Below are 21,052 nucleotides of genomic sequence, written 5' to 3'. Positions count from 1 at the left end.
GCGGCCGGGTCAAGCCTGAGCGTTTTTTTTAGGCTTGGCCCGCAAACTGGCCGCCGCCTCGCCGATGGCAAACGGGTCGCGCGACAAAATGGCCGCGCCCAGGTCGACCAGTTTGGCCGCCGCGACTATGGCGGCCTTGACGTCGGCGATGCGCTTGAGCTGTTGCTTGCCCCTGGCGATGGCGCCGTCGATCTCGACGCGCGCCTGCTCGGCGCCTTCGGCCGTCAGGTAAATGCCATAGGCGCGGAACAGGGCCACCATCTGGTCCAGGTGGTTTTCATATTGCTCCAGCAGCGCGCGCTCGTCCGGCGCCAGCGCCTCCCGTTCGCGGATGCGCAATTCCAGCACCAGGCTTGACGCCTGCGCCAGGCTGTCGGCGATGGCGTAGCTTTGCTCTTTCGTCAGTTCGGTCAGGGGGGACATGGGATTCTCCGGTGGGCCTGCCATTTACCAGCGGGCCGGGGCATAGAAGGCCGCTTGCCGCTGCAGCGTTTCGACGTCGCGTGAAAACCGCGCCAGTTGCCGTTCCAGTTCGGGCGCCTGCAGGCGGTCGAGATTGGCCCGCAGGGCGGCCACGCTCGCTTGCAGCGCATCGACGGCGGCGACGTACGCGGCGGCGATCTTTTCCCTTTCCTGCAGCTGCCGGCCTTCCAGGTGCAAGCGCGTGCGGATGTAGTTGGCGGCCAGCGGTTCGCGTGGCGCGGCGTTATCGACGGCGCCGCGCAGCAGGGCCAGGTCGCGCAATTCATCCTGCAAGCCGGCGCGGTAGCCGCGCAGCGCATACTCCTTGAGCGCATTGCCGACGATATCGATGGCTTCCTGCTCGTCGAGCAGTTCGCGCAGGGCCGATTTCTGCAGGCGCTGCGTGGCCAGGCGGCTCAGGTGCTCGCTCAGCTTGACGACCTTGGACAGCTTGTCCGCATCGAGCAGGGGCGCGCCGGCGCCCGGCTGCGCCAGGCCGCCCAGCGCCTCGCCGAGTCCGCCAAACTCTTCCTTGTAGACGGGCAGCTTGTCGTCGGCCAGCGCCGCCAGCGTGTGCGCATAGCGCAACAGGACGTCGTTCAGGCTGGCGACCGACGCGCTGGCCTGCGCGAGGGCGGCGCAATCGGCGCGCGCCGCCTGTTCGCTGGCTTGCGCATCGAAACGCTCGGCCAGGATCAAACGCTTGCGCATGGCTTTGTCCATGCAGCTGTGGACGCCGCCCGCCAGCATGGGCTCGAAGTGAACCGCCATCTTTTGCGTCTGTTCGGCAAAGGTGCGCACGGGCGCCAGATCGGTGGCGCAGCCGCCCAGCAGCAGGCTGGCGCCAAGCAGCAGGGGGAAGAGGGATGATGTCGACGGGCGCTGCATATGGCCTCCATGCGGTAGCAGTGGCTGACGGGGCCGGCGCGCATGCGCTGGCATGGCCGACATTAGCATGCTGAGGAGTAGCAGTATTGCGCCAGATCAGCTCGCTGTCGAAGTCGCCTGGCCGTCCCGTATCGGCGGCAGGGCTGTTGCCGAATGGCGCAGGTGCGCCAATTTGCGCCATATTTTCCTTACAAAAGACTGACATCGGACGGGTAATGCGGTCTTTTTCGCATGTTGCGACGCGTCATATGTAGTTGTTGCTGGTGCATGTTTACTCACCTACAATGATTTATCGATGGGGCGGTTATCCAGCGTACGACTATAAAAATAAGTGGCATTAAAAACGTTGTATTAGAGGAGATGACAATGAATTTGAAACAGAAATTGCTCGTGGCAAGTTTGGTTTTGGGTTTTTCGCAGGCGGCCGTCGCAGCCGACCCCATCAAGATCGGCGTGTCCGGTCCGTTTACGGGCGGTTCCGCGCCGATGGGCGTGTCGATGCGCGACGGCGTCAAGCTGGCCGTCGCGGAAATCAATGCCAAGGGTGGCGTACTGGGCCGTTCCTTGCTGCTGATCGAGCGCGATGACGAAGCGAAGAACGAACGCGGCGTGCAGATCGCCCAGGAACTGATCAACAAGGAAAAGGTTGCCGCCACTGTCGGCTACATCAATACGGGCGTGGCTCTCGCTTCGCAGCGCTTCTACCAGGAAGCCAAGATTCCCGTCATGAACAATGTGGCGACGGGTTCCATCGTCACCAAGCAATTCGCCGACCAGCCGGAAAACTACATCTTCCGCAATGCGGCCAATGACACCATCCAGTCCGGCATGATCGTGCATGAGGCGATCGAGAACCGCAAGTTCAAGAAAGTGGCGATCCTGGCCGACTCCACCAACTATGGCCAGCTGGGCCGTGAAGACCTGGAAAAGGCGCTCGACAAGAAGGGCATCAAGCCCGTCGCCGTTGAAAAATACAACAACATCAAGGACGTCGACATGACGGCCCAGCTGCTGAAAGCCAAGCAGGCGGGGGCGGAAGTCGTGCTGACCTACGGCATCGGCCCGGAACTGGCGCAGATCGCCAACGGCATGGAAAAACTGGGCTGGAAAGTGCCGCTGATCGGCAGCTGGACCCTGGCCATGGGTAACTTCATCGACAACGCGGGCAAGAACGGCAATGGCACGCGCATGCCGCAAACCTTCATCCAGGATGCCAGCACGCCCAAGCGCAAGGCCTTCATCGACGCCTACGTGGCCGCCTACAAGCCGTCGGGCGGACGCATGCCGTCGGCCGTCTCGGCTGCGCAAGGCTACGATTCCATCTACCTGCTGGCCGCGGCCTTCAAGCAGGCGGGCGGCACGGATGGCCCGAAAGTGCGCGCCGCGCTGGAAAACCTGAGTGAAAAAGTGGAAGGCGCCGTCACCACCTACAACAAGCCGTTCAGCAAGACCAACCATGAAGCGATCACGGCCGAGCTGACCGTGTTTGGCGAAGTCAAGGACGGCAAAGTCGTCCTCGCGAAATAAGCCTGGCAGACATTCGCCGCGCAGTGGCCAGCCTTGAGGAATCAGGACTGGCCATTTTTTTATCCTCCATCCTTCGGGGAATACCATGGAAATCTTCCTGCAGCTCGTCTTCAGCGGCATCGCGCTGGGCATGATCTATGCCGTCATCGCCTTCGGCTACCAGCTGACCTTCGCGACATCGGGCACCCTCAACTTTGGCCAGGGCGAATCCCTGATGCTGGGCGCGCTCGTGGGCCTGTCCCTGGTGGGCACCATCCACGGCGGCCCGTACATGAGCTACCTGCTGATGATCCCCATCGTCATCGTCTTCGGCGCCTTGCAGGGCGTGTTCGTCGAATGGATAGGCGTGCGGCCCGCCATCAAGATCAAGTCCGAATTCGGCTGGATCATGTCGACCATCGCGCTGGCCATCATTTTCAAGAACGTGGCGGAAAACATCTGGGGCAAGGATGACCTGATGTTCCCGTCGCCGCTGTCGGCCGCGCCGTTCCAGGTGTTTGGCGCCAACGTGCAGCAGATGCAGGTGGCCGTCATCGTCGGCGCGCTGGCCATCATGCTGGCCGTCGAAGTGTTCAACCGCAAATCCATCTACGGCAAGGCCGTCGTGGCGACGGCCAACGACCGCGACGCGGCCGGTTTGATGGGCATCAACACGGGCATGGTCATCACCTTTTCCTATGCGCTGTCGTCTGCCACGGCCGCCTTTGCGGGCGTGCTGGTGGCGCCGCTGACCCTGACGGGGGCCACCATGGGCGCCTCGCTGGGCTTGAAAGCGTTTGCCGTGGCCATCATCGGCGGGCTGACCTCGGGCGTGGGCGCCATCGTGGGCGGCCTGATCCTGGGCATCGCGGAAACGACCACCGGCTATTACATCTCCACGGGCTACAAGGAAGTGCCAGGCCTGCTGCTGTTGCTGCTGGTACTGGCCGTCAAGCCGTCCGGCCTGTTCGGCAAAGCCGCGATCAAGAAAGTCTGAGGACCACATGAACAAGAAAATCACCATGCTGGCGCTGAGCGCGGCGGGACTGGCCGCGCTCGCGCTGTTCCCCATCGTCATCCCGAACCCGTATTACATCCACCTGGCCGAGACCATCCTGATCTACGCCATTCTGCTGTTCGGCCTCGATATCGTCGTCGGCTACACGGGGCAGGTGTCGCTGGGCCACGCCGGCCTGTTCGGCATCGGCTCGTACGTAACGGGCGTGCTGGTGTTCAAGCTGGGCGTGTCGTTCTGGCTGGCCATCCCCGCCAGTATCGCGGGCGCGGCCCTGTTCGGCGCCATCCTGGCCTTGCCGGCCCTGCGCGTGACGGGACCCTACCTGGCCATGGTGACGCTGGCCTTCGGCACCATCGTGCAAATCCTGATCAACGAGATGAGCTTCCTGACGGAAGGGCCGATGGGCATCAAGATTCACAAGCCCGTCCTGTTCGGCCACAAACTGACGGAAGTGGAGTACTACTACATGGTCGCCGCGCTGCTGGTGATCTCGCTGGTGGTGGTGCACCGCATCCTGAAGTCGAACCTGGGCCGCGCCTTCGAGGCGCTGCGCGACAGCCCCATCGCCTCGGACTGCATGGGCGTGTCCGTGTACCGCTACAAGGTGTATGCCTTCGTCATCAGCGCCGGCTTCGCGGGCCTGGCCGGCAGCCTGTATGCGTATTCGGAAGAGTATATTTCGCCGAATACCTATAACTTCGAGCTGACGATCCTGTTCCTGCTGGCCGTCATCATGGGCGGACGCAAGACGCGCTCGGGCGCGCTGATCGGCGCCCTGATCGTCGTCATGCTGCCCAGCCTCTTGTCGGACATCGAATTGTTCCGCAAGATCGCCGTATCCGCCGCCGTGCTGGGCGTGATCGGTTCGGCCTTCATGCTGGCGAAAAAGCGCTCCACCGTGCGCGGCGTGCTCGTGCCCCTGGTGGCCACCATCGGCCTGGCCGCCTACTCGTATAAACTGGACAACATGGTCGACTGGCGTCTGACCATCTTCGGCCTGATGACCTTATTTGTCGTGTACTACCTGCAGGACGGCATCGTGGGCTTTTTGATGAGCTTTATTGGCAAGGGCCGGCGCCATGTGCAAGCCGTCGCTTCGCACGGCGTGGCGCCGTTTGATCATGCGCAAGGCGGGCAGCAGGGCGCCACCCTGCTGCGCGTGGAGCAGGCCCTGATGCAGTTCGGCGGCCTGAAAGCGCTGAACCAGGTGGACCTGAACGTCACGCAGGGCTCCGTGCACGGCTTGATCGGGCCGAACGGCTCGGGCAAGAGCACGATGATGAACGTGCTCACGGGGATCTACAAGCCGACGGCGGGCAAGGTGGAGTTTGCCGGCGCCGTCATTTCCGGCCGCACGCCGTCCGAAATCGCCCTGGGCGGCGTGGCGCGCACCTTCCAGAACGTGCAGCTGTTCGGCGAGATGACGGCCACCGAGAACGTGCTGGTGGGCTTGCACAATACGTTCAAGTCGAACGTGCTCGACGTGATGCTGCATACGCCCCGCTACAAGCGCGAAGAGAAGGCCGCGCGCGAGCGGGCCGCCAGCATCCTGGAATTCGTCGGCCTGGCGGACCTGGCCAACGAAGAGGCGCGCAATCTGCCATACGGCAAGCAGCGGCTGCTGGAAATCGGCCGCGCGCTGGGCCTCAACCCCCGTTTGCTGCTGCTCGACGAACCGGCGGCGGGCCTGACGGCGCCCGACATCAAAGAGTTGATGGCCATCATCCGCAAGATCCGCGAACACGGCATCACCATCATCCTGATCGAGCATCACATGGACGTGGTGATGGCCCTGTCGGACGTGGTGACGGTGCTGGACTTCGGCCAGAAGATCGCCGAGGGCGCGCCCGCGCTTGTCCAGAGCGATCCGAAAGTGATCGAAGCCTACCTGGGCGGCAGCGCCGACACCCTGAGCCCTGCGGCGCATTGAGAGGAAGACCATGCTGACCATTAACAATCTGCACGCCGCCTACGGCAAAGTCGAAGTCCTGCACGGCATTTCGCTGGAAGTCCCGAAGGGCAAGCTGGTGACCCTGATCGGCTCGAACGGCGCCGGCAAGACCACCACCATGCGCGCCATTTCCGGCATGCTCAAACCGAAATCCGGCAGCGTCACCCTGGGCGGCAAGGATGTCACGGGGCTCGATTCGCACCGCATCGCGCGCGCCGGCCTGGCCCATTCGCCGGAAGGCCGGCGCGTGTTTGCCTCGATGTCGGTGACGGACAACCTGCTGCTGGGCGCCTTTCCCCGTTTTACGCGGGCGCGCCCGAAAGGCGACATCAAGGGCGATCTGGACAAGGCCCTGGAGCTGTTTCCCCGCCTGAAGGAGCGGCGCGACCAGCTGGCCGGCACCTTGTCGGGCGGCGAGCAGCAGATGCTGGCCATGGCCCGCGCCGTGATGCTGAACCCGGAAGTGATCCTGCTGGACGAGCCGTCGATGGGCCTGGCGCCGATCCTGGTGGAGGAAGTGTTCCGCATCATCACGCGCCTGAAAGGCGAAGGCGTGACCATGCTGCTGGTGGAGCAATTCGCCGCCGCCGCCCTGAACGTGGCCGATTACGGCTACGTGCTGGAAAACGGCAGCATCTCCGTGCATGGCCCGGCCGAGAGCCTGAAAACGGACCCGAAGGTGATCGCGGCGTATCTGGGCGGCGGGCACTGAAGCTGGCTTGACAATGCGCTTGCTGCGCATTGTCAAATCCTCTACACTGCGCGCTCCCGTACCCGCAGTGTAGAAAAGGCATCATGCGCAGCGCCAGCCCGACTTTCCCTCTCCTTTTTCTGCTCTTGCCGGCCGCTGCCTGCGCCGACGAGGCGCCGCTGCAGAAAGTTGAAATTACCGCCGCCAGCGGCCTGCAGCAGCGGCGCGACGACACGGCCGCGAAAATCATCGTCAGCCGCGACGATCTTGCCCAATATGGCGACGCCAGCCTGGCGGCGGCCCTGAAGCGCCAGCCCGGCGTGTCCGTCGTCGGCAGCGAGGTGCGCATGCGGGGCCTGGGCGCCGGCTACACGCAGATGCTGATCAACGGCGAACCGGCGCCACCGGGTTTTTCCATCGAATCGATCGCGCCCGAGATGATCGAGCGCATCGAGATTTTACGCAGCGCGACGGCCGAATACAGCATGCAGGCCGTCGCCGGCAGCATCAACGTGGTCTTGCGCAAGGGTGCCAGCGGCGCCGAGCGCGAATGGAAACTGGGTGCGGGCAGGCAGGATGGCCGCTGGCAGCCTGCCGCATCGCTGCGCGTGGCGGACAAGCTGCCCGGTTTCGCCTATTCGCTGACGGGGGCGGTCGAGCGCACGGCCGATGACGTGGCCGGCAGGACGACGGAAACCATCGCCGATTCCACCGGCACGCCGCTGGCGCTGCGCGACACGCGCACGCGCAATGCCTCGTCCGTCAACAAGGCCAGCCTGACGCCGCGCCTGCACTGGACCCTGGACAAGGGCGACACCGTCACCTGGCAAAGCCTGCTGGACTGGTACCGCACGGGATTTGACGGCGTGGCCAGCGAAACGGTCTTGCTGGGCATGCCCACGGCGTATCCGCGCAATGGCGCCACCTCGCAAGCGAGCGTGTTTTCAGCGCGCAGCGACGTGAGCTGGTCGCACGCGCTGGGGGCGGCGGGCAAGCTGACGGCCAGACTGGGCGTCAGCCACAACCGGCGCGACACGGATTACGCGTTTCATGGCGCGGCGGCCGATGGCGCGCCCCTGCTGCTGCGCGGCGTGGTCTCCGACGCCGTCGACGACAGCGTCAACAGCAGCGGCAAATACCTGGGCCGGCTGGGCGGCGGACACGCCCTGAGCCTGGGCTGGGACGGCAGCCTGATACGCCGCAGCGAGTCGCGCCGCCAGCGCGACACCTATCTTGCCGGCGGCGCGCCGTATGCGCTCGATGAAGACTACACGGCCGACGTGCGGCGCCTGGCCCTGTATGCGCAGGATGAATGGGACGTGACGCCGCGCCTGCAAATGTATGCGGGCGTGCACTGGGAAGGCTTGCAGACGGCGACCGAGGGCCGCACCCTGAGCGAAGTGCGCACCCGGGCCAAGGTCTGGAGCCCCGTGGCGCAGCTGCTGTGGAAGTTGCCGGAGCGGGAGCGCGACCAGCTGCGGCTGGCGCTGGCGCGCACCTACAAGGCGCCCGCCACGCGCAACCTGGTGCCGCGCCGTTATACCATCAACAATGGCAACAGTGCCAACAATCCCGATTTCCAGGGCAATCCCGACCTGCGCCCGGAACTGGCGTGGGGGCTGGACGCGGCCTGGGAAAGTTATTTCGGCAAGAGCGGCGTGGCCAGCCTGTCGGGCTACGCGCGGCGCATCAGCGACGTCACCGTGCAGCGCTTGTTCCAGCGCGATGGCATCTGGACGGCCAGCCCGTTCAACAACGGCACGGCCACGGTGCGCGGCATCGAGATGGATGTGAAGTTCCCCTTGCGGACTTGGTGGGCGCAGGCGCCCGACCTCGACGTGCGCGCCAACGCGGGGCGCAACTGGTCGAGTGTCGCCGCCGTGCCGGGTCCCGGCAACCGCCTGGCCAGCCAGGTGCCGGCCACGCTGAACCTTGGACTCGATTACCGGCTCTCGCCTGGGATGAGCATGGGCGGCAATCTGCACGTGCAGACGGGCGGCCTGGCGCGGCTCGATGCGCATGCCAGCAGTGATGCGGGGGCGTGCGGCGCACCCTGGACGCGTATGCGCTGTGGCAGCCGGACGCGAAGACGCGCGTGCGCCTGTCGGCGGCCAACCTGCTGCGCCAGCAGCAGCTGCAAGGGCAATCGTATGTGGAGGATGCGGGCCGCAGCGACAGCGTGACGCGTATCGATGGCAGCGCGTCGCTGCGCCTGCTGCTCGAACGCAGTCTTTAGTGTTTCGTCGGTTTTTCCTGCTGCACCAGGATGAACGGGCTGACGACGACGGCCCACAGGGCCGCATCGGCTGCTTGCCAGTCCAGCGCCTGCTGGTCGGAGACCTTGGCGACTTTGCCGTCGGCCATCCATTGCGTGATGGTGGCCTTGTCGTCGTGCGAGATGCGCACGGCCACTTCGACCAGGTCCAGTTCATTGGCGATCCAGACGACATTGCCCTGGGCGAAGTGCTTTTCCAGCTCGCTCCAGGCCAGGCGGGCCGTTTCGCTGTTCACTTTGAGGCGCAGTTCGGTGTCTTTTTCAGGATTGGTTTGCATGTGAGATCAGGTTGCGGTGAGTCGGGTGCCGTGCCGCGCAGCTATCCTGGGAGGATTTCCACGCGCGGCACCGGCGTACCCCGCCATGTTAACCGATAGGCGGCGCCTTTGCGAACATTGCCCACCAGGGCAGGGCGGAAGCAGGCCAGGTTGGTGCCGCCGGCATGCCGCACGCTGGGGAAGATCACGCCCATGGAACCCGCGTCGAGCAGGATGGCGGCCAGGTCTTGCGAGGCAATGTAGCTGGCCGGATCCAGGCAGGCGCGCATAGCGCTGCTGGCCGCGCAAGTCGTGGAAGCTGGCGGAAAAATCGGCCAGCAGCGACTGGTAGCTGACGCTGTCGTCGAAATAGTCGATTTCCTGGTATTCCACGGTCTTGTGGAAAATGATCTCGGCCAGCGCCGTTTTCATGTCGAAGGCGCAATACCAGGCGCCCCGCTCGCTATCGTTGAAACGCGCCCCTTCCGGGCGGGCATACGTGTAGGCGGCATTGATGATGCGAAAGTTCGGCACGCCAAAAACCAGCTCGTCCACGCCAATTCCTGGCGCGCCGCCGTACTCGGCCACCAGGCGCGCATTCGTCGCGTTATCGAGTTCGAACAGCTCGCGCAGGTGGCCGTCGTCCTCGGCCAGCGGCGCCAGCACGGAATCTTCCATGTCGGCGAAGCGCGAGGGAATCAGGCGGCAGGTGTCGATCTGGCGCAGGGCTGCCAGCGGCGGCAGGTGGGCATGCGGGGCGGCAGGCACGATTACAATCCTCCGCGGCGCGCGTCGAGCAGCTTGCGCACGGTCTGCATGGCCAGCAGGCCGCCTGCCAGCATCTGCGACAACGGCGTGCGGCCGCCAAACACGGGGTTCTTGTTGGGTAAACTTACCCATTCATCGGCCAGCTTGTCGCCATACAGGATGTGCAAGGCTTTATAAATGCCCAGCAAATACGAAATGCGCGTGATGCGGTCCACTTCCAGCACGCGGTCCGGGTGCTTTTTCCACTCGTACCAGGCGCTGCTGGACAGGCCGCCCAGCAGTTCGCGCGCATCGTCGTCGCGCAACTTCCAGGCGGCGGCCAGCTTGAAGAAGCCTTTCAGGGCCGCTTGCGACAAGCGCTCGCGCTCGGCCTTGGCGTTCAGGTCGACGAGCACGGCCGGCTCGAAGCGGCTCTTGGGGTAGGCGTAGGCGAGATTCATGGGATGTCCTTCAATAAAACTCTGTTTATGGACTATGTATACTCCTTTTATGGATTCGCTGCAAGGGCCGCGCGCATGAAAAACGGGGCGCAGGGGACGTGTGTCCCGCTGCGCCCCGTTGGCAGGCCGCGTTGCGGCAGTCTATTTTGCCGTGACGCTCACCGGCACGGTCAGCTGCGCCGTCAAGCCGTTACTGTCCAGCGCCACCACCTTCAGCGTATAGCTGCCGGCCACCGGTTGCGGCCAGTAGGCGGTGATGGTCAGGCCGCTCATGGAAAACTGCATGCCCAGCGGCGCGCCGTCGATCGAGATCCGCAGCCAGGTTGCACCAGGCGCCGTCAGCACGATGCTGCCGCTCATGGCCTTGCCCGCCACGCCCGTCATGGGGGCGGCGCTGATCGTGGGGCCGGCGGCGGCGATTTTCACCGTGGCCACGGCCTTGCCCGTCAAGCCCGTTTTCGTATCTCTGGCGGTGACGGTCACGCTGTAGCTGCCCAGCACGGGCTTGGCCCAGCTGACGACGCCGGCGGCGCTGATGGCCATGCCGGACGGTGCGCCCGACAGGCTGTACGTGACGGCGTTGGGCGCCACCGTCGTGGCCGTGAACGACAGGGCCACACCGGGCTTGCCGCTGACGCTGGCGACCGTCACCACGGGCGGCAGCGGGGCGGCGATGGCCACCGTGTAGAGACCTTTGCCGCTCAGGCCCGTCTTGGTATCCTTGGCCGTCACGGTGACGGCATAGGTGCCCGCCACGGGGGCGGCCCAGCTCACCAGGCCGGCGCTGCTGATGGACATGCCGGCCGGCGCGCCGGCGAGCGCGTAGCTGACGGGATTGGCGGCCGTGACGCTGACATTGAATGCCAGCGCCGTGCCCACCTTGCCCGTGATGGCGCCAGCGGCGACGACGGGCGGCGCGACGGGGGCGATGACGATGCTGTACACGCCCTGGCCGGTCAGGCCGCTGACGCTATCCCTGGCCACCATGGTCACGGCATACGTGCCTGCCACGGGGGCTGTCCAGCTGACCACGCCCGTTGAGGCGATGCTCATGCCGGCCGGCGCGCCCAGCATGGTGTAGCTGAGTGGATTGGACGCGGTGGCCGAGACGGTGAACGACAGCGGCTTGCCGGCCGTGCCGCTGATGCCGGCCGGCGCCACGACGGGGGCGGCGGGGGCGATCTGCGTGCCCGACAGGCTGGCCAGCAGGCTTTTGACGTTCGGCGTGCCCAGGCCGCCCAGCGGGTCATAGCCGATCCTGGCCGTGCACACGCTGCAGGTGCCGTTGCTGCCCCGCGTGATGTCGGCAAAGCTGCTGGCAAAGGTGCCGGGCACGGTGGCGATCTGGCCGTACAGCATGCTGTGCGGCAATCCGAGCGCCGTTTTCGCCTGCAGCGCGCGGCTGGCGTTGGCGATGGCGATCAGGCCGGCCCATTGCGGCGTGGACAGGCTGGTGCCGCCGATGCTGAGCCAGCTGGCGGTGCTGCTGCCGGGCGCCATCACGGCCGTGTACTGGCCCGTGGCGGGGTCGGCATTGAAGGCCACGTCGGCCACATTGCGCCGCAGCAGATTGGTCAGGCCGGGCACGCTGGCCGTCTGGTAGGTGGGCAGGGCCGTGTAGGCGCTGATGCCGCCGCCCGTGCCGGACCAGGCTGCTTCGCTGCGCACGCCGCTGCCGCTGTAGCTGAGCGTGGTGCCGCCCACGGCCAGCACGTTGGACGAGACGGAAGGCCAGGACACGCCGCTGCCCGAATCGCCCGTGGCGGCCAGGTAGCTCATGTTCTTGCCCGTGAAGGCGCTGTCGACGGAAGCCGTCCAGCTGCCTTCGGCGGCGCCAAAGCTCATCGAGACGACGCCAGGGCCCATCAGGTTGGCCAGGCGCACGGCGCCCAGCAGGCTGTTGACGGATGCATCGGGCGCCTCGATCAGCACGATGCGCGCCAGCGGCGCCGTGGCATGCGCCCATTGCACATCGAGCGCGATTTCCATGGCCCAGCCCGAGTTATAGGCGGGCGCGGTGGCCGTCATGGTGCTCGATGGCGTGTTGTAGACAACAGAAAATTCACAGCCGCTGGCCGGGGCGGGCGGCAGGGGCAGGGTGGCATTCGTGGCGATGGCCTTGGTGGTGCAGCCGGGCAAGCCGAATTTCTGGTTGAAGATGGCCAGTTCGGCGGCCGCGTTCGGGTTGTGCATGGCGTCGACGATGTAGATCGTCTGCCCCGCGCCCAGCTGGGCCGCCTGGGCCGGCGTCAGCGCCGTGCCTGCCGCCGGCAGGGCGGGCAGGTCGTAGGCGGCGCGGATTTGCGCGGGAGAATAGGTGGCTACCACGCTGCTGCCGGCCATGGGGGCGGCCGGGCCCGACCCGTCGCTGGCCAGCGGCGCGATATCCTGTGCCGTCTGTTCCGCGACGGCGATTTTTTGCGCCGTCAGGCGGCGCGTGCTCATGTCCGTCATGGCGCCGGGCACGTTCTGCAAGTGCGGGCGCCAGTGGGCCGAGCCGCTGCTGTTGGCGCTGTCGCGCCCGTCAGGTGCATCGAGCAGGGCGGGGGCCGCATGGAACATCGGTTGCACCACCAGTGCGCCGACGGCGGCGGGAATGACGGGTACCTCGACATTGAAATGGGTCGCCGCCGTGGCGATGGCGGCAGGCGGCGCCGAGGTCTCCTGGCCGGGACCGCAGGCGCCCAGCACGAGCGCGGCAGTCGCGCCCAGCAGCAGGCGCCCGTGACGGGAATGCTGGGGGATGATTTTTTTCATGGCGAAACTCTCCGAGTTGGGCGAGGGCCACATCTCGACAATGCATCCAGGCCTGGCGCCGCGCTCTGGCGGTCCCGGTCCTGGGCATTGGCAGCCCCGCTGCCGTGGCGCTTGCGCGCGGTAGGCCGGTGGCTTTGCGTCCCCGCCTTTCGACGGGTTTGCCCTCAGAACTGATCATGCATCTTCAGGATTAGCTGATGCGTTATCGATTCTAGCGAATACGACAAATAAGTGTTAACTATTTTCAATCAATATTTTTATTTTTGCAATAAAATGTGGCGAATTTGCCTATTGTCAGGTGGAATCTTGTCAGCTTTATTAAGACTTAAAAGCAAGGTTATCAGAGGCTTATCGTTGGGTGACAGTGTTTTTTCACGGCAACGGTGCTTGTGTCGCCTGATATTTTAATGAATTTATCAAATATACCGATTTTACGTCAATCCTCGAACGCCATGCCCTGATACGGCGCTGCGCGGCACGCCGCCAGCCGCTGCGCCAGGCTGCCCGCATGGGCTTCCAGCTGGTGGCCGTCCGGGTCGAGGAAATACAGGGAATCGCCGGCGCTGCTGTTTTGCTGCCATTCCGCCACGCCAGCCGTGCGCAGGCGGGCGGCAAAGGCGGCGAAGTTTTCTTGTGAAATGGCAAACGCATAGTGCGTGTAGGCGGAGCTGGCCAGCGCGGCCGTGCCCTGCCCATCGAGCGACAGGCACAGCCACAAATCCCCGGCCGACAGGTACGCGCCCCTGTCCCAGTGCGCATGCAGGCGCAGGCCCAAGGTGTCGCGGTAAAAGGCGACGCTGCGCGCCACGTCGCGCACGACAGGGTGAGGTGGTTCAGGCCGGTCAACATGGTGCTGGATAACTTTCAGGTGGTGTGAATCGCTGTTCCAGCCGTCGCTGTGGTTTGGTGCGACATTGTTTCACGTAAACATGAGACATAGCAATAAGACCACAAATGTCGCAACGCCTGACAGTACCGTAGCGAGCGGAAGGGAGAGGCGGCCGAGAAGCGCAACCGTACTTCTGGTACGGTGAGCATCGCAGGCGGCCTATACCAACGCGCAGTAGGTACTGTCAGGTGTCACTACGCAGGCTCGGCGTGCTCCACCATGAGTTGCACTTTGGTCGTGCCATTGTATTCATTCGCATCGAGGCGGAAGGCGACCCTTGTCCGTTCGCCCAGGGCGTCCGTATGCCCGAACCAGATGGCGTCGAAGCGCACGCCGTTCTTTTCCAGCAACAGTTTCAAATGGCGTTCTTTTAAGATGCGCTGGCTGACGACGCGGAATTCGTCGCAGAAGACGGGCGGGGCGAAGCCCTGGCCCCACACCTGGCCATCCATCAGCTCGATGAAGGCCGTCGTGTAGTAGGCGTCCTCCAGCGGGCCGTCCGTTTCCACCACACGTTCCAGCTGTTGCTGGCTGAGCCAGGCCTGGCCCACGGCTTCGAACGCTTGCGAAAACGCCTCGAAGGCGTCGGCGCGGATGGTCAGGCCCGCCGCCATGGCGTGGCCGCCGAACTTGTCGATCAGGCTCGGCGCCCGTTTCGACACGAGGTCGAGCGCGTCGCGCAAGTGAAAACCGGGAATCGAGCGTCCGGAACCCTTGATCCAGCCATCGGCGCCCGGTGCGAAGGTAATCGTCGGGCGGTAGAATTTTTCCTTCAGGCGCGAAGCGACGATGCCGATCACGCCCTGGTGCCAGGATTCGTCAAACACGCTGATGGTGCTGCTGTTGGCCGGTTCGAAATCGTCCAGGTGCAGCAGGGCCGTATCCTGCATTTCCGCCTCGATTTCGCGCCGTTTCAGGTTGATGTCGTTCAATTGCTGGGCCAGCGCCCAGGCGCGGCCCTCGTCGTCCGTGACCAGGCATTCGATGCCCAGCGACATGTCTTGCAGGCGGCCGGCCGCATTCAGGCGCGGTCCCAGGGCAAAGCCCAGGTCGAACGGCGTGGCGCTGCGCGCTTCGCGGCCCGCCACGCGGAACAGGGCGGCCACGCCCGCGTGCATATTGCCCTTGCGCATGCGCTTGAGGCCTTGGGCGACGAGGATGCGGTTGTTGGTATCGAGGCGCACCACGTCGGCCACCGTGCCCAGCGCCACCAGGTCGAGCAGGTTGTCGAGCTTGGGTTGCGTTTGCGCATCAAAGATGCCGCGCCGGCGCAGCTCGGCCCGCAGGGCCAGCAAGACGTAGAACACGACGCCCACGCCCGCCAGGTGTTTCGACGGAAAACCGCAGGCGGGCTGGTTCGGATTGACGATGACGGCCGCGTCGGGCAGGGTGTCGGCCGGCAAATGGTGGTCGGTGACGACGACTTGAAATGCCGCGCCGGTTGGCCTCGGCCACGCCATCGATGCTGGCGATGCCGTTGTCGACGGTGATGATGATGTCGGGCGACTTTTCGCGGGCAGTGAGCTCGACGATTTCCGGCGTCAGGCCGTAGCCGTACTCGAAACGGTTGGGCACGATGAAATCGACGTCGGCGCCCATGGCGCGCAAGCCGCGGATGGCCACGGCGCAGGCGGTGGCGCCGTCGCAATCGTAGTCGGCCACGATGACCATGCGTTTCTTGGCGGCAATCGCGTCGGCCAGGAAGACGCCGGCCGCGCCGATGTGCAGCAAGCCGGACGGCGGCATCAGGGCCGCCAGTTCGCTCGACAGTTCTTTCGCGTCGGACAAGCCGCGCGAGGCGTACAGCCGGGCCAGCACGGGATGGATGCCGCCCTGGCGCAGCAATTCGGATTCGCGGTAAGGGCAGGGACGGGTGGCGATGCGGGTACGGGTCATGATGCTTTCAACTTGTTCAGGGTCATCGCGCGCCAGAATTTGCGCTGCGCATGCTTGCTGGTGGTGACGTCGAGCCAGGCGTCGCGGTGGCTCAGCACCAGGCGCAGCTGTCCCAGGCGGCCATCCTTGAGGGCCGCCAGCAGGGGCGCGAACCAGTCCGCTTCCAGCGCTTGCAATTGCTGCAGCCACATGCCCCATTCCTGGGCCTGCGCCGCTTCGATCAGGCCGCCCGGCACGACGATGGCGTCCTGCTGGCTTGCCAGCACACTGTTTAGACTGGCATCGCGCTGCGCCGGTTCCGCCAGTGCGGCCAGCCAGCCGGGCGCGTCCCGGGTATGCAGGCTGGCGGCGCAGCCGGGAGCTTGCGCCGTGGCGACGCTGGCGCCCCAGATCCAGAAGGCGTTGACGGCTTTCAAGCCCCGTTCCTCGCGCGCCGCATTGACCGGGTGTTCATGCCACAGCATCTGCACTTCATTTTGCAAACGGCGCGCGGCGCGCGCGTGCTCGCCTTCCGGCATCCACACGGACAGGTCTTGCGTGGTGGCGGCATCCGGCGTGGCGCACTGCAAGTCGGTCCAGCCATCGGCGCGCATGAACCAGGTGCCCGCGTCGCCATATGCCAGCGGCTGGCCGATTTCGTCGAAATACGGGGCCGCGATGTCGAACAGGGCGCGGCTTTCCGCTTCGCCCAGCTTGAGCTGGCGCAACTCATCGAGGCTGATATGGCTGCGGGCAATGGCCAGGTGGGCCGGATGCAGCAGGAAATAGCGCCCGCCCGGTTCCGGCACGAGGCCGTAGCCGCGCATGGCCTGGGCCGCAAAGGCCGCCCGCGCCGCCTCGCCGTTGGGCGCGGGCGACAGGGTCAAGGCGTGCGCCAGCCACGCTTCGTGCGGCAGCAGGCGGCTGGCGTTGTCAAAAGTTTCTAAATGGCAAGTGGACGTGCGCGACAGCAGGGCCGCCAGCGCGGGCGCCTGCAAGACCTTGAGCAGGTCGGCAGCCAGTTCGGCATTGGGCAAGGCGAAGGGCAGGACGAGGGACGAGGGTAAGTTGATTCATCCCGAGATTGTAGGCGATTGTGGCGCCGCGCGAGAAGGGCGCATGGTTTTTTGCCGCGGGCGGCATCCTTTGCCGGCGCGTCAGACTTTCTCTTAATGCAATAAAACGATCTGCGCGCAGCTGTGGTCAGATGGCTCACTGATAGCTCATCGTGAACTGCATTTGCCCCTTTACCGTGCCGGCCGTCACCGGCCCCGTCGAGATGTATTGCACTTTCAACGGGATGGCCATGGTGCTGGCCGACGCGCCGACCAGCCACTGGTTCGTATTGCCCGCGTCCGGCAAGGCCGGTCCATATTTCACGGGGCCGCCGCTGTTCGACACGCGCAGCTTCACGCCTTGCGCGCTGGAATCGGCCGTGAGGTTCAGGTTGCTGGTGGTGGTGTCGGCGCCATTCATGTCGGTCAAGGTGATGTAGACGTTCACGCCGGCCGGGCAGGACGAGAGATCGATGCTGAAGGCGGTGTCGCCCGCCGCCGTGCCGGCCGGGTTCAATGCGCTTGCCTTGACGGCCGGCAAGACCACGCTCGCTGGCGCGCTCACCGTGCACGTGGCGCCGTTCGCGACGATCGTCGTGCTGCCCAGATAAATCTTGACGTCGGTCGTCATGGTCGTCGAACCACCGCCGGTGCGGTCGTTGCTGCCCAGGGAAGCCAGCTCAATCGTGGGAATCGGGCCGCCCACGGTCACCGGCGCGGCGGTGGTGACCAGCCGATACCTGAACCCGAAGGAGCCGCTCGCCAAGGTGCTGGTATACGTCAGGGCGGGCTCGACGAAGGGCACATAATAGTTAATTCCGCCCGTGTAGCCCAGCCTGGAGATAAGGCCGTTATAGTTGTCGGGACCAAGGTAGGTCGTGTCCATCACTTCGATGCCGATCCCCGCGATGCCGGTATCCCATACCCACGTGGCGGGCAAGCTGATGTCGGCCCGCGACGGGGTAATGCCCACGTTGTAGCCGTGTATGTTGGGGAGGTCGGGGTTTGTAGAAGGATTCGCCGGGCACGTCCACGTTCCCGACGAAGTCTGCGTTGCACCGATCTGCGTGCCCACCGGCGCATTGCGCGGCACCGTCACCGTGCCGAAGGTGATCGTCGTGGCAGCGGGGGTGATCGTGCAATTCTTCGCCTGCGCCGGCGCGCTCAAGATCAGGCCGGCACAGCTGGCGGCCCACACGAGCGGTACACCGGACAATTTCTTGCTAAAGTGACATGAAATCTGGCTGTTCATCGTATTTTTCCTCCGTTGGACCGCCGCGCCATCGCCGGGCTTGCCATGACGCCCGTCGCACTGCACACGGCGTCGATATGCGCATACGCGCCCCTGTCTTCGCCCTTGGGCGGCAGGCGATACGCGAACGCGCATTGCTCGTCGGCGGCGTCGCCCCATTGCGCCGTGAGCATGCCCTCGTCGGCCACGCCGCGCACGAAGATGCGGCTGTTCTGGCCGATTGCGCCCACGCCTTGCCCCTGCGCGTCATACACCGCCGCGCCGAACGGCAGCGCCGCGCCGTCCGGCAAGCGGGCCGCGATCACCGCCGCCCGGCCCGTCAGCGTGTCGAAGCGCAGCATCACCACCGCATTCGCGCGCGGCGCCACCTGCTGGCTGGTGGACTTGAATTCGACGTCGAGCGGCATTCCGTTCGGATCGATGTCGACCGTGTTCAGGCTGTACGGCGACAAGTATGGAATCACCGCATAGCCGAAGCCGTCGATGCGCACGCCGGCCGCATTGCTGACGCGGGCGCCAGTCGCGCCTTTCGCCTCGACCACGGCTATCGTGTCGCCCAGGTTGTTGGCCAGGGTCACGCCGCCCGGGTGCGCGACGATGGCGCCCGTCACGCCCGCCGACAGTTGCGAATACGCCGCGCCGCCGCTGGCGCTGGCGGAGAAGGTCGCGTACGGGCTGCGATACTGGCCGTTCGCGCCGGCCGTGCTGGAACCCGGCGCACGATTCGCCATGACGCCGTAGGTGTAGGCGTTGTTGTCCGTGCCGGCCGAGCCGTTCAGCATCGCTTGCGCGGACGAGCCGTTCGTGTTGTTGCGCGTGAGAAACGTCGACAAGGCCGGCGCGTGCTCGTCCGTGCCGAGCGGCAGCGACACGCTGGCGAAGGCCTGGCTCTGCATTTGTCCCGTCAGGTCGTTGCGCTGGCGCGACAGCGACACGTTGTAGCTGACACTGGTGCCGAGCGCGCGCCGCGTATTGTTGTAGCCCAGCTGGAACTGCACGGTGGCGCCGCCCCGGTTCCAGTAATCCTGCGTCGACGCCAGCACATAGGCATTGCCCCAGCCGTCCGCCAGGCTCTGGTTCATGGTCAGTTGCAGCTGGTTGCGCCGGCGGCCGACGGCGCCCGGGTCGCGTCCCGCGGCCGCTTCGCTGCGCGCCAGCATGGCGTCGCGCAAGGCCCAGAAGCCGCTCGACGAGTAGCGGTAGGCGGCCAGCGCGAAATTGGTGCCGGTGGCGGGCAGCAGTTTGCTGTAGCCGAGCCGCACGCTCTGGCCCGTGGTGCCGTCCAGGCCGCGAATCCGCGCGCGCGCGCCCGTCACGTCGACGGCGACGGCGCCTGCGGGCGTGTTGAACGCCGTGCCCAGCAAGCCGGCCAGGTAGCCATCGGCAACGATCATGCCCGCATACGCGGTGAGAAAATTGCTGAAGCCGTGCTGCACCGTGCCCTGCAGCAGATGGGGGCGTCCGTTCGACTGCGCGTCGCGCAACTGGCCGGCGGCGACGTGGAAGCGCGTGGTTCCTGGGCGCAACAATTGCGCCACCGACGCATACGGCACGGGAAAACCGTGCACGCTGCCGTCGGCTTCCGTTACCGTGACGAGCAGGTCGCCGCCATAGCCGGTGGCATACAAGTCGTTGATTTCAAAGGGGCCGGGCGCCACGGTGGCCTCGTACAGCTTGTTGCCGTTCTGCGTCACGCTGACGCGGGCATTGCTCAAGGCCACGCCGCGTATCAGCGGCGCATAGCCGCGCAGCGAGCCTGGCAGCATGCGGTCGTCGCTGGCGAGGGCCACGCCGCGTATGCCGATGCTGTCGAACACGGCGCCGTCGGTGAAGGCATCGCCGAGCGTCAGCTGGCTGCGCAGGGCGGGCAGCTCGTGCTGCAGGTAGGTGGCGATGTTCTGACGGCTGCGCTGCCCGCCCGCCTGCCACGTCAGCGCGGTATTTTGCCGCAGGTGCCAGCTGCCGAGATTGACGCCGCCGTTCAGGCCCAGGTAGGTCTGCGTGCCCGCCGTGCCGGCGCCGGCCACGTGAAAGGTATTCAGGCTGTAGCCGAGCGTGGCCGACGCGACGCCTTCGTCCCAGAATTCCTGGCTCACGTAGCCTTGCGGCTGGCGCAGCAGCGAGGCTTGCGGAATACCCAGGTCGAGCCGCAGCTCGGACAGGTCGAACGCTTGCGTCGCGCCGTCGACCAGGTCGGCGAGATTCGCGCAAGAGTCCGCCCGGGGGGCCGCCAGTGCGGCGCGCGCCGGGGCGGACAGCTTCTCCAGGTCGAGACCCAGGCGCGTGGTCGCGGTCCTGTCCAGGCACGGCGTGGCGCTGGCGGCGCCCGCATGCGTGACGAAACGCAGCGCATCGTGGCCCACCCAACGGCCGTTGACGTACAGGTCGACCGTGTAGGCGCCGGGCGGCACCGGATTGCCGCGCGCGAAACGCGCCACGTCGACGCTCTGGCCTGGCGGCTTCATCAGGAAATCGCTGTTGAATTGCACTTCGGCAACATCGGCCACCGCGGCCACCGCGGCCACCTCGGCCACCTCGGCCGCCGCGGTGCAGGCGGGCGGGGCGCCCCATGCGGCGAGCGCGCCCAGCAGCACGGCGTGGCCGCGCCTGAGCGCAAGCCGCGTTCCGGCACGCGGGGGCGCAGACTGTTCCCGGGTACGCATGGCTTACTCGTTCGTGCCCTTGCGCAGGGCCTTGCCGCTCACGCCGGCGCCATAATCGTTGATATAAGTGTAGTCGACCTGCGTGGGCACGGCGCGGCGCGCGGCGCGGCGTTGCCGAGGTCGAAGTCCGCGCTGGCGCCGGGGGTCAGCATGGCGCCCATGTCGTTGCTCCAGCTCGCCACGCCGTCGGCAGCGGTGAGCTTGCTGAATGTTACGTGGTATGGCGTGGGATTATTGCCCTCCAGCACGTAGCGGCCATTCTCCAGGCGCTTGAAGCGCCAGCGCACGAGGGCGGCGGCATCGTC

Annotated in this window: 14 protein-coding genes, 3 pseudogenes and 1 riboswitch; of the genes and pseudogenes, 5 read left to right on the top strand and 12 right to left on the bottom strand. The window is 65.7% G+C overall.

Annotated elements, in window-relative coordinates; all coding sequences use genetic code 11:
• Nucleotides 1-9: 9 nt before the first annotated feature.
• Together ACQVLG_RS25985 and ACQVLG_RS25980 are read right to left on the bottom strand one after the other, a co-directional pair.
• Complete coding sequence (locus ACQVLG_RS25985; RefSeq protein WP_474291692.1) at nucleotides 10-423, bottom strand: hypothetical protein; 414 nt, start codon at nucleotides 421-423, stop codon at nucleotides 10-12.
• A gap of 24 nt (nucleotides 424-447) precedes the next feature.
• Nucleotides 448-1,350 carry a hypothetical protein gene (locus tag ACQVLG_RS25980; protein WP_474291691.1) on the bottom strand — a complete coding sequence of 301 codons (903 nt, stop codon included), beginning with the start codon at nucleotides 1,348-1,350 and terminating at the stop codon, nucleotides 448-450.
• A 366-nt stretch (nucleotides 1,351-1,716) separates the two neighbouring features.
• Between ACQVLG_RS25980 and ACQVLG_RS25975 the strand changes: the two genes are divergently transcribed.
• The 5 genes from ACQVLG_RS25975 (at nucleotide 1,717) to ACQVLG_RS25955 (ending at nucleotide 8,699) form a co-directional block, all read left to right on the top strand.
• Nucleotides 1,717-2,877, top strand: a complete 1,161-nt coding sequence (locus ACQVLG_RS25975) for an ABC transporter substrate-binding protein (protein ID WP_474291690.1) — start codon at nucleotides 1,717-1,719, stop codon at nucleotides 2,875-2,877.
• Between the two features lie 85 nt (nucleotides 2,878-2,962).
• A complete protein-coding gene (locus tag ACQVLG_RS25970) occupies nucleotides 2,963-3,853 on the top strand; it encodes a branched-chain amino acid ABC transporter permease (RefSeq protein WP_010398938.1) in 891 nt (296 codons plus the stop codon).
• A 7-nt stretch (nucleotides 3,854-3,860) separates the two neighbouring features.
• Nucleotides 3,861-5,804 carry a branched-chain amino acid ABC transporter ATP-binding protein/permease gene (locus ACQVLG_RS25965; protein ID WP_230539507.1) on the top strand — a complete coding sequence of 648 codons (1,944 nt, stop codon included), beginning with the start codon at nucleotides 3,861-3,863 and terminating at the stop codon, nucleotides 5,802-5,804.
• A 10-nt stretch (nucleotides 5,805-5,814) separates the two neighbouring features.
• Entirely contained in the window at nucleotides 5,815-6,537 is a 723-nt protein-coding gene (locus ACQVLG_RS25960) for an ABC transporter ATP-binding protein (protein ID WP_474291689.1), read from the top strand.
• A gap of 83 nt (nucleotides 6,538-6,620) precedes the next feature.
• Entirely contained in the window at nucleotides 6,621-8,699 is a 2,079-nt protein-coding gene (locus ACQVLG_RS25955; RefSeq protein WP_474291688.1) for a TonB-dependent receptor plug domain-containing protein, read from the top strand.
• Nucleotides 8,700-8,748: 49 nt separating this feature from the next.
• Here ACQVLG_RS25955 and ACQVLG_RS25950 read toward each other — a convergent pair whose 3' ends face one another.
• The 10 genes and pseudogenes from ACQVLG_RS25950 to ACQVLG_RS25905 all read right to left on the bottom strand — a co-directional run bounded on the left by ACQVLG_RS25950 (nucleotide 8,749) and on the right by ACQVLG_RS25905 (nucleotide 20,929).
• Nucleotides 8,749-9,069, bottom strand: coding sequence for a DUF2288 domain-containing protein (locus tag ACQVLG_RS25950; protein WP_474291687.1), 321 nt, complete (start codon nucleotides 9,067-9,069; stop codon nucleotides 8,749-8,751).
• Nucleotides 9,070-9,110: 41 nt separating this feature from the next.
• A pseudogene (locus tag ACQVLG_RS25945) lies at nucleotides 9,111-9,816 on the bottom strand (RES family NAD+ phosphorylase).
• A 2-nt stretch (nucleotides 9,817-9,818) separates the two neighbouring features.
• The gene (locus ACQVLG_RS25940) at nucleotides 9,819-10,256 is read right to left on the bottom strand and encodes an MbcA/ParS/Xre antitoxin family protein (RefSeq protein ID WP_070254193.1); all 438 of its coding nucleotides are present in this window, start codon (nucleotides 10,254-10,256) and stop codon (nucleotides 9,819-9,821) included.
• A 141-nt stretch (nucleotides 10,257-10,397) separates the two neighbouring features.
• The gene (locus ACQVLG_RS25935) at nucleotides 10,398-13,013 is read right to left on the bottom strand and encodes a S53 family peptidase (RefSeq protein WP_474291686.1); all 2,616 of its coding nucleotides are present in this window, start codon (nucleotides 13,011-13,013) and stop codon (nucleotides 10,398-10,400) included.
• 86 nt (nucleotides 13,014-13,099) lie between these two features.
• Nucleotides 13,100-13,186, bottom strand: a riboswitch (cyclic di-GMP riboswitch).
• 263 nt (nucleotides 13,187-13,449) lie between these two features.
• A pseudogene (gene fos / locus ACQVLG_RS25930) lies at nucleotides 13,450-13,862 on the bottom strand (fosfomycin resistance glutathione transferase).
• A gap of 234 nt (nucleotides 13,863-14,096) precedes the next feature.
• Nucleotides 14,097-15,798 (bottom strand): annotated as a pseudogene (gene recJ / locus ACQVLG_RS25925) (single-stranded-DNA-specific exonuclease RecJ).
• Complete coding sequence (locus tag ACQVLG_RS25920) at nucleotides 15,795-16,814, bottom strand: hypothetical protein (RefSeq protein WP_474291685.1); 1,020 nt, start codon at nucleotides 16,812-16,814, stop codon at nucleotides 15,795-15,797. Before ACQVLG_RS25920 ends, recJ begins: the two are co-directional and overlap by 4 nt.
• Nucleotides 16,815-16,989: 175 nt before the next feature.
• On the bottom strand, nucleotides 16,990-18,084 hold the full coding sequence (locus tag ACQVLG_RS25915; RefSeq protein ID WP_474291684.1) for a fimbrial protein: 1,095 nt from the start codon (nucleotides 18,082-18,084) through the stop codon (nucleotides 16,990-16,992).
• Complete coding sequence (locus tag ACQVLG_RS25910; RefSeq protein ID WP_474291683.1) at nucleotides 18,081-20,678, bottom strand: fimbria/pilus outer membrane usher protein; 2,598 nt, start codon at nucleotides 20,676-20,678, stop codon at nucleotides 18,081-18,083. The genes ACQVLG_RS25915 and ACQVLG_RS25910 overlap by 4 nt, the downstream gene beginning before the upstream one ends.
• Before the next feature lie 107 nt (nucleotides 20,679-20,785).
• Nucleotides 20,786-20,929 (bottom strand): hypothetical protein, encoded by a 144-nt coding sequence (locus ACQVLG_RS25905; protein ID WP_474295796.1) that lies wholly within the window; start codon nucleotides 20,927-20,929, stop codon nucleotides 20,786-20,788.
• Nucleotides 20,930-21,052: the final 123 nt, after the last annotated feature.

The organism is Janthinobacterium sp. TPC_1, assembly GCF_056037845.1.
The sequence above is the reverse complement of the archived record's forward strand: the minus strand, read 5'-3'. Positions and strand labels throughout refer to the sequence as shown.

Excerpts from the sequence above, each read along its gene's own strand:
- ACQVLG_RS25985 (WP_474291692.1), bottom strand. The coding sequence starts at position 423 with ATGTCCCCCCTGACCGAACTGACGAAAGAGCAAAGCTACGCCATCGCC.
- ACQVLG_RS25980 (WP_474291691.1), bottom strand. The coding sequence starts at position 1,350 with ATGCAGCGCCCGTCGACATCATCCCTCTTCCCCCTGCTGCTTGGCGCC.
- ACQVLG_RS25975 (WP_474291690.1), top strand. The coding sequence starts at position 1,717 with ATGAATTTGAAACAGAAATTGCTCGTGGCAAGTTTGGTTTTGGGTTTT.
- ACQVLG_RS25970 (WP_010398938.1), top strand. The coding sequence starts at position 2,963 with ATGGAAATCTTCCTGCAGCTCGTCTTCAGCGGCATCGCGCTGGGCATG.
- ACQVLG_RS25965 (WP_230539507.1), top strand. The coding sequence starts at position 3,861 with ATGAACAAGAAAATCACCATGCTGGCGCTGAGCGCGGCGGGACTGGCC.
- ACQVLG_RS25960 (WP_474291689.1), top strand. The coding sequence starts at position 5,815 with ATGCTGACCATTAACAATCTGCACGCCGCCTACGGCAAAGTCGAAGTC.
- ACQVLG_RS25955 (WP_474291688.1), top strand. The coding sequence starts at position 6,621 with ATGCGCAGCGCCAGCCCGACTTTCCCTCTCCTTTTTCTGCTCTTGCCG.
- ACQVLG_RS25950 (WP_474291687.1), bottom strand. The coding sequence starts at position 9,069 with ATGCAAACCAATCCTGAAAAAGACACCGAACTGCGCCTCAAAGTGAAC.
- ACQVLG_RS25940 (WP_070254193.1), bottom strand. The coding sequence starts at position 10,256 with ATGAATCTCGCCTACGCCTACCCCAAGAGCCGCTTCGAGCCGGCCGTG.
- ACQVLG_RS25935 (WP_474291686.1), bottom strand. The coding sequence starts at position 13,013 with ATGAAAAAAATCATCCCCCAGCATTCCCGTCACGGGCGCCTGCTGCTG.
- ACQVLG_RS25915 (WP_474291684.1), bottom strand. The coding sequence starts at position 18,084 with ATGAACAGCCAGATTTCATGTCACTTTAGCAAGAAATTGTCCGGTGTA.